Genomic DNA, 7,266 nt, shown 5'->3' with positions numbered 1-7,266 from the left:
GGCCGCCCGCGCCTCGTCCCGCGCCACCGCCGCCGCCGCCAAGGCCCGCGTCACCGAGGCCGCCAACGCCCGCGCCGCCGAGGAAGAAGCCGTCGTCAACGCCCGCATCGCCGAGGCCGAGACCGCCATCGGCAAGACCCGCGACGCCGCCATGACCAATGTCGCCTCGATCGCCTCGGACACGGCCGCGGCCATCGTCGAACGCCTGACCGGCAAGGCGCCCAGCGCCGCTGAAGCCGCTGCCGCTGTGAAGGGCGCCGCCTGATGGAATTCTTCAACCCGCATCTCTACGACCTGGCCAACCCGGAACTCTGGGTCGCCGCCGGCCTGTTCCTGTTCATCGGCCTGTGCGTGGTCGTCGGCGTGCCGAAACTGGTCGCCGGCCAGCTCGACGCCAAGGCCGCGAAGATCCAGTCCGAGCTCGACGAGGCCGCCCGCCTGCGCGCCGAGGCCGAGGCCCTGCTGGCCCAGATCCGCACCGAAAAGGCCGAGGCCGAGGCCCAGGCCGCGGAAATGCTCGCCGCCGCCGAAGCCGACGCCCGCCTGATGGAGGTCGAGGCCAAGGCCAAGCTGGAAGAGACCCTGGCCCGTCGTCAGGCCCTCGCCGAGCGCCGCATCGCCCAGGCCGAGGCCCAGGCCACGGCCGAGGTCAAGACGGCCGCCGCCGACCTCGCCGCCCGCGCCGCCGAACAGATCCTCGCCGCCCGTCTGGCGGGCCAGACAACCGACCCCCTGCTCGACGCCGCCATCGCCCAGATCGGCACGCGGCTGAACTAGATTGGGGCGCTAACGCTCGCGACGCGGTCGCTCGCTGCTTGAGCGCCTCGCGTTCGCGAAGCGACAGGCCGCGTCGGGTCGACAGGGCGAAGCCCTGTGACCGCGGCCCAACAAGAACGGGCCCCGGCGTTTCGCCCGGGGCCCTTTTTCGTATCCGGTCGATCAGTGCGCCGGCGCCCCGCCGACCGGGACCCGACGACGCTTCTCGCGTTCCACCAGCCGCCCGTAGACGCTGCCCAACACAATGCCGAAGATCGCGTGGCTGGCGACCATCCAGGCGAGTGTGCCGAAGCCGGCCCGCATGAAGAACATGCCCGCTCCGCCGATCGGGGCGACCACCAGTCCCATCAGGATAAAGGCGCCGACGGCGAACAGTATGCCCTTCGATTCGGGCGTGTCCGTGGGCAGACGCGGACACAGGATCCCGAACGCCGCCCCCAGTGCGAGACCCGCGAACAGGTGCCCGGCCCAGCCGACGGCCGGCGTGTCCTGGTTCTGCAGGATGACGGCGAGAAGCTGGGGGAAAGCGACGGCCCAGTGGCCGACCGACATATTGATCGCCTCGATGACGGAGACGACGGCCGTGGCCGCGAAACCGGCGACCAGACCCTTTTGTACGCGTGACATCATGACCGCAGCGCCTCCCAACGCTTGGTGTGGCTCAGACTACGCCGGGAGAAGCATACGCCTGCTGTGGCAGGCGGCGTTCACTTTGCCGTGCTTCGCAGGTGCGGGAGCGGTCAGCGCCTATTCGGCGGCGATGTTCGAGCCTTCGGGCGCCGTCCAGCGCAGCACCGGCGACCGGGCGGCGCGGGTTTCGTCGAGACGCTTCATCGGCGCATGGAAGGGGGCGCCCTTGAACCGGTCGACGTCGCCCGCCTTCGCCGCCTCGGCCAGGGCCCGCATGGCGTGGATGAAGCGATCCAGCTCCTGCTTCGACTCCGTCTCGGTCGGCTCGATCAGCATGGCTCCGTGGACGACCAGCGGGAAATACATGGTCATCGGGTGGAAGCCCTCGTCGATCATCGCCTTGGCGAAGTCGAGCGTGGTCACCTCCGTGCCCTTCAACCATTCGTCGTCGAACAGGGCCTCGTGCATGCACGGCCCCTCCGGGAAGGCCGGGCTCATCAGGTCCGACAGACGGGCCTTGATATAGTTGGCGTTCAGCACCGCGTCCTCGGCGACCTGGCGCAGGCCGTCCGAGCCGTGGCTCATCATGTAGCTGAGCGCGCGTGTATACATGCCCATCTGGCCCTGGAAGGCGCACAGCCGGCCGAAGGCCTGGGCCGCCTCGTCCTCCTCCCGCTCGATCAGGCGATAGCCGTCGGCGTCATGCACGACCCACGGGGCCGGAGCGAAGGGGGCGAGGGCCTCGGACAGCACCACCGGACCCGCGCCCGGACCGCCGCCGCCGTGGGGCGTCGAGAAGGTCTTGTGCAGGTTGATGTGCATGGCGTCGACGCCCAGGTCGCCCGGCCGCACCCGGCCGACGATGGCGTTGAAGTTCGCCCCGTCGCAGTAGAAATAGGCGCCGGCCTCGTGCGTCAGCCGGCTGATCTCGAGGATGTCCCGCTCGAACAGGCCGCAGGTGTTCGGATTGGTCACCATGATGGCGGCGACGTCGTCGCCCAGCTTGGCGGCCAGGTCGGCCACGTCGACGCGGCCGTCCCCGGTCTGGGCCACTTCCACGACGGTGTAGCCGACAAAGGCGGCCGTCGCCGGATTGGTGCCATGGGCCGAGGTGGGCACCAGCACCTTGCGGCGCCGCTCATGCTGGCCCGAGGCCTCGTGGGCGGCGCGGATGGCCATCAGGCCGCACAGCTCGCCATGGGCGCCGGCCTTGGGCGAAAGCGCGACGGCGGGCATGCCGGTCAGGGTCTTGAGCCAGTGCGCCAGGGTGTCCATCAGCTCCAGCGCGCCCTGCACCGTCGACGTCGGCTGCAGCGGGTGAATGTCCGCGAACCCCGGCAGACGCGCCATTTTCTCGTTGAGGCGCGGGTTGTGCTTCATCGTGCACGAGCCCAGCGGATAGATGGCCAGGTCGATGGCGTGGTTCTTCTGCGACAGCCGCACATAGTGGCGCATCGTCTCGGGTTCCGAGAGGCCCGGCAGGCCGATCGGATCGCGGCGGACCAGATCGCCAAGGTCGGACCCGTCTGTCTTCGGCTCAGGCAGATCGACACCGGTCTTGCCCCAGCCGTCGCTCTCGAAGATCAGGTGTTCGTCCTGCAGCAGGCCGCGCCCGCCGGTCAGGGTGGCGGGCTTGCTCTCGACGCGGTTCGGGGTGGTCGGGCGGCCGACGGTGTTCATGGTGCTCATGATCCGGGCTCCTTACGCGCAGACCTTGGCGAGCGCGCTCGCCAGGATTTTGATGTCGCCGTCCATGGTCATCTCGGTCGCCGCGACCAGCAGGACGTCGTCCATGCCGGCTGCAGGGGCGAGGCGGCTGTAGGGCACGCCGGCCAGGATGCGATGCTGGGCCAGTTGCTCGACCACCTCCGCCGCGGGCTTGGGCAGGCGCACGGCGAACTCGTTGAAGAAGCGCGGGGTCAGGACCTCGACGCCGGGAATCGCCGCCAGGGCGTCCCGGGTCGCCAGCGCCTTCTCATGGTTCAGCAGGGCCATCTTGCGCAGCCCCGTCTCGCCCAGCAGGCTCATGTGGATGGTGAAGGCCAGGGTGCAGAGACCGGAGTTGGTGCAGATGTTCGACGTCGCCTTGTCGCGGCGGATGTGCTGCTCCCGCGTCGACAGGGTCAGGACGAAACCGCGCTTTCCGTCGGCGTCGACGGTCTCGCCGGTCAGGCGGCCCGGCATCTGGCGCACCAGCTTTTCGCGGCAGGCGAACAGGCCGACATAGGGGCCGCCGTAGTTCAGGGCGTTGCCGATCGACTGGCCCTCGGCGGCGACGATGTCGGCCCCCATCTCGCCCGGCGACTTCAACAGGCCCATCGAAACGGCCTCGGTGACCACGACGATCAGCAGGGCGCCGGCGGCGTGGGCGGCCTCGGCGATTTTGGTCACGTCGGTGGCGGTGCCGAACACGTTCGGGGTCTGGACCACGACACAGGCGGTGTCGGGTCCGATCTGGGCGATGACATCGGCCTCGGCGTCCACGGCGGCCGGCAGGACCTGGGTCTCGACGCCCACGGCGTGGACCACGGTCTCGGTCGCCCGGACATAGTGGGGATGAACGCCACCGGAGATCACCGCCTTGTTGCGGCGGGTCACGCGGGTGGCCATCAGCACGCCCTCGGCCATGGCGGTGGAGCCGTCATAGAGGCTGGCGTTGGCCACCGGCATGCCGGTCAGGTTCGCGACCTGGGTCTGGAACTCGTACAGATACTGCAGCGTGCCTTGGGCGATCTCGGGCTGGTAGGGCGTATAGCTGGTCAGGAACTCCGACCGCTGGATCACGTGGTCCACGGTCGCCGGCACATGGTGCTTGTAGGCGCCGGCGCCGCAGAAGAACGGCACGGATCCCGCCGAGGCGTTCTTCGCCGCCATGGCCCCCAGCGCCCGCTCGACCTCAAGCTCGCCCGCCACGCGCGGCAGGTCGACGAAGCCGTCGCGGTGCGCCGCTTTCGGGACATCCACGAACAGGTCGTCGATGGATTTGGCGCCGATGGCCGCCAGCATGGCGGAGCGGTCGTCGGGCGTCAGCGGCAGGTAGCGCATGGCGGGGAGATCCGTGCGGGAGGGAAGGGCTTAGAGGGTGGCGAGGAAGGCGTCGTAGGCGGCGCGGTCCATCAGGCCGTCGGTCGAGGTGTCGGACACCTTGATCTTCGCGAACCAGCCTTCGCCTTCAGGGTCGGCGTTGACGGTTTCCGGGGCGGAGGCGAGGACGGCGTTGCCCTCGATCACTTCACCCGAGACGGGGGCGTAGACGTCCGAGGCCGCCTTGACGCTCTCGACGACGGCGAAGCTGTCGCCTTTCGAAACGGTCTTGCCGGCGTCCGGGGTCTCGACGAACACCACGTCGCCCAGGGCGTCAGCGGCGTGTCTGGAGATTCCGACGGTGGCGACGTCGCCGTCGAAGCGAACCCACTCGTGATCCTTGGAGAAATGCATCGGTCCGATCCTCAGGCTTTCGGTTTGCGATAGTAGCGTTGGGCGACGAAGGGCATGGCGACGACCTCGGCGGCGGCGGGCTTGCCGCGCACGATGACCTTCAGATCCGTGCCGAGTTCGGCGAATTCCGGCGGGACATAGCCCATGGCGATGTTGCGACCCAGCGTCGGCGAGGGCCCGCCGGAGGTCACATTGCCGATCACGGTTCCGTCCATGTCGGCGATCTCGGCGCCTTCACGGGCCGGGGCGCCTTCCTTGACGCTCAGGCCGACGCGGACCCGGGACGGGCCGTCGGCCAGTTCCTTCAGGATGCGGTCGGCGCCGTTGAAGTCCGCGCGCTCCTTGCGCGATTTCGACAGGGCGAAGGTCAGGGCGCCTTCGACCGGGCTGGTCGAGGGGTCGATGTCGTGGCCGTGCAGCGGCAGGCCGGCTTCGAGGCGCAGGCTGTCGCGCGCGCCCAGGCCGATCGGCTTGACGCGGGCGTCCTTGAGAAGGGTGTTCCAGATGCGTTCGGCGTCGGCGTTCGGCACGGAAATCTCGTAGCCGTCCTCGCCGGTATAGCCCGAGCGGGAGACGAAGCAGTCGACCCCGAACAGCACCAGCCGGGCGCAGTCCATGAAGCCGAACTCGGCCAGCACCGGTTCATGCGCGGCCATGACCTCGGCGGCCTCCGGGCCCTGGATGGCGATCAGGGCGCGGTCGGACAGGACCGTCAGCTTCGCGTCGCCGGCAAGGTTGGCCTTGAGGAAGGCGAAGTCGGCGTCCTTGTTGCCGGCGTTGACCACCACATAGAGGCCGTCGTGATCGGGGCGGCCGGCCATCAGGTCGTCCATGATCCCGCCTTCGGCGTTCAGCAGCAGGCTGTATTTCTGCCGTCCGGCCTTGAGGACCGCATAGTCGCCGGGGACGAAGCGCTCGAACTGGGCCGTGGCGTCCTCGCCGGTGATCCGGCACTGGCCCATGTGCGAGACGTCGAACAGGCCGGCGTGTTCGCGGGTCCAGCGGTGCTCGGCCAGCACGCCTTCGTACTGCACCGGCATGTCATAGCCGCCGAAGCCGACCATGCGGGCTCCGAGGGCGCGGTGCGCGGCGTTGAGGGGCGTGGTCTTGAGGATTTCGTCGGTCATGTCGGCCTTCAGAGTCGCGTACTGGGGCGGAAAGCTCCGCCGTCCTCGCGCCCCCGCTGTCCTGAAGCCTGAGAGATTCCGCGGTTCCCCGCTTGCTCCGTCGGCGCGCTCCGGAGAGCGACTTTCCAGCGTCCGTATGTCCTCGCGGTCCGTTTGCCTGAGCGTTTCCGGGGCGGTTGCGCCTTCGGCTCCGGAACCCCCGAAAGGGCCCCGATCTCTCCCGCGAGAGCGAGCGGACCTAGTGCCCGACTCCGGGCCTGTGTCAAGCGGAACGGGCGGCGTACGCCTCCACTTCGGCGATCCGCGCAGCCTTGTCCGGCTCGCTCAGGAACGAGCCCTCGAAACTGTTGCGCGCCAGCAGGGTGAGCTGGTCGCGGGTCAGCCCGACGGCCTGCGCCAACTGGCGGTAGTTCTCGTTCACATAGCCGCCGAAATAGGCCGGATCGTCCGAGTTCAGCGTGACGTGAAGGCCACGCCGCAGCATCTCGGGCACGGGGTGATCCTTCAGGTCCCTGACCACGCAGAGCTTCAGGTTCGACAGCGGGCAGACGGTCAGCGTCATGCGCGACGCCGCCAGCCGCAGGATCAGGTCCTCGTCCTCCATCGACCGGTTGCCGTGGTCCATCCGGTCGATGTGCAGCAGGTCCAGCGCCTCGCGCACATAGGCCGGGGGCCCTTCCTCGCCGGCGTGGGCGCAGAGTTTCAGGCCCAGTTCGCGGGCGGCGGCGAAGACCCGCTCGAATTTCGACGGCGGGTGGCCGACCTCCGACGAATCCAGCCCGACGCCGACGAAATGACGCAGGTATGGCGTGGCGGCCTCGAGGGTGGCGAAGGCCTCCTCCTCGCTCAGGTGGCGCAGGAAGCTGAGGATCAAACCCGAGGTCACGCCCAGTTCGGTCTTCGCCCGCTCCATGCCCGCGATCAGGCCCTCGACCACCACGCCGAAGGGCACGCCCCGGTCCGTGTGGGTCTGCGGATCGAAGAAGATCTCGGCGTGGCGCACATTGTCGGCCGCCGCGCGCTGGAAATAGGCGAAGGCCAGATCCTCGAAGTCGCGCCGCGTCAGCAGCACATTGGCCCCGGCGTAATAGATGTCGAGGAAGTCCTGCAGGTTGGAGAAGTCATAGGCCGCGCGGACGGCCTCGACGCTGTCGAAGGGAATGGCCACGCCGTTGCGCCGGGCCAGTTCGAACATCAGCTCGGGCTCGAGGCTGCCCTCGATATGAAGATGCAGCTCGGCCTTGGGCAGGCCGGCGATATAGGTGTCGAGCGACATGGAGAGCTCCGGAAACGA

Annotated in this window: 7 protein-coding genes, 1 pseudogene and 2 riboswitches; of the genes and pseudogenes, 2 read left to right on the top strand and 6 right to left on the bottom strand. The window is 68.9% G+C overall.

Going from position 1 to position 7,266, the window contains the following annotated elements:
- Positions 1-265 (top strand): annotated as a pseudogene (locus QQJ79_RS03745) (F0F1 ATP synthase subunit B family protein); the annotation flags it as partial.
- On the top strand, positions 265-777 hold the full coding sequence (locus QQJ79_RS03740) for a F0F1 ATP synthase subunit B (protein ID WP_284221252.1): 513 nt from the start codon (positions 265-267) through the stop codon (positions 775-777). The pseudogene QQJ79_RS03745 and the gene QQJ79_RS03740, both read left to right, overlap by 1 nt.
- A gap of 162 nt (positions 778-939) precedes the next feature.
- Here QQJ79_RS03740 and QQJ79_RS03735 read toward each other — a convergent pair whose 3' ends face one another.
- The 6 genes from QQJ79_RS03735 to QQJ79_RS03710 form a co-directional block, all read right to left on the bottom strand.
- Positions 940-1,407, bottom strand: coding sequence for a DUF6789 family protein (locus QQJ79_RS03735; RefSeq protein ID WP_284221250.1), 468 nt, complete (start codon positions 1,405-1,407; stop codon positions 940-942).
- A 117-nt stretch (positions 1,408-1,524) separates the two neighbouring features.
- Complete coding sequence (gene gcvPB, locus QQJ79_RS03730; protein ID WP_284221249.1) at positions 1,525-3,096, bottom strand: aminomethyl-transferring glycine dehydrogenase subunit GcvPB; 1,572 nt, start codon at positions 3,094-3,096, stop codon at positions 1,525-1,527.
- A 12-nt stretch (positions 3,097-3,108) separates the two neighbouring features.
- Positions 3,109-4,452 carry an aminomethyl-transferring glycine dehydrogenase subunit GcvPA gene (gene gcvPA, locus QQJ79_RS03725; protein ID WP_284221246.1) on the bottom strand — a complete coding sequence of 448 codons (1,344 nt, stop codon included), beginning with the start codon at positions 4,450-4,452 and terminating at the stop codon, positions 3,109-3,111.
- Between the two features lie 30 nt (positions 4,453-4,482).
- Positions 4,483-4,845: a glycine cleavage system protein GcvH gene (gene gcvH / locus QQJ79_RS03720; protein WP_284221244.1), complete on the bottom strand. Its 363-nt coding sequence runs from the start codon at positions 4,843-4,845 to the stop codon at positions 4,483-4,485.
- An 11-nt stretch (positions 4,846-4,856) separates the two neighbouring features.
- The gene (gcvT, locus tag QQJ79_RS03715; protein ID WP_284221242.1) at positions 4,857-5,972 is read right to left on the bottom strand and encodes a glycine cleavage system aminomethyltransferase GcvT; all 1,116 of its coding nucleotides are present in this window, start codon (positions 5,970-5,972) and stop codon (positions 4,857-4,859) included.
- Positions 5,973-6,026: 54 nt separating this feature from the next.
- A riboswitch (glycine riboswitch) is annotated at positions 6,027-6,103 on the bottom strand.
- A 4-nt stretch (positions 6,104-6,107) separates the two neighbouring features.
- Positions 6,108-6,205: riboswitch (glycine riboswitch) on the bottom strand.
- A gap of 29 nt (positions 6,206-6,234) precedes the next feature.
- Entirely contained in the window at positions 6,235-7,248 is a 1,014-nt protein-coding gene (locus QQJ79_RS03710) for an adenosine deaminase (protein ID WP_284221240.1), read from the bottom strand.
- Positions 7,249-7,266: the final 18 nt, after the last annotated feature.

Origin of the sequence: Brevundimonas denitrificans (genome assembly GCF_030160755.1) — a bacterium.
Classification (GTDB): domain Bacteria; phylum Pseudomonadota; class Alphaproteobacteria; order Caulobacterales; family Caulobacteraceae; genus Brevundimonas; species Brevundimonas denitrificans.
Note: the sequence above shows the minus strand (reverse complement) of the source record. Positions and strands in the feature narration are given on the sequence as shown.

Bases quoted from the DNA above. Each gene is read 5' to 3' on its own strand.
- gcvT (WP_284221242.1), bottom strand. From the start codon at position 5,972: ATGACCGACGAAATCCTCAAGACCACGCCCCTCAACGCCGCGCACCGC.
- QQJ79_RS03740 (WP_284221252.1), top strand. From the start codon at position 265: ATGGAATTCTTCAACCCGCATCTCTACGACCTGGCCAACCCGGAACTC.
- gcvH (WP_284221244.1), bottom strand. From the start codon at position 4,845: ATGCATTTCTCCAAGGATCACGAGTGGGTTCGCTTCGACGGCGACGTC.
- QQJ79_RS03735 (WP_284221250.1), bottom strand. From the start codon at position 1,407: ATGATGTCACGCGTACAAAAGGGTCTGGTCGCCGGTTTCGCGGCCACG.
- gcvPB (WP_284221249.1), bottom strand. From the start codon at position 3,096: ATGAGCACCATGAACACCGTCGGCCGCCCGACCACCCCGAACCGCGTC.
- gcvPA (WP_284221246.1), bottom strand. From the start codon at position 4,452: ATGCGCTACCTGCCGCTGACGCCCGACGACCGCTCCGCCATGCTGGCG.
- QQJ79_RS03710 (WP_284221240.1), bottom strand. From the start codon at position 7,248: ATGTCGCTCGACACCTATATCGCCGGCCTGCCCAAGGCCGAGCTGCAT.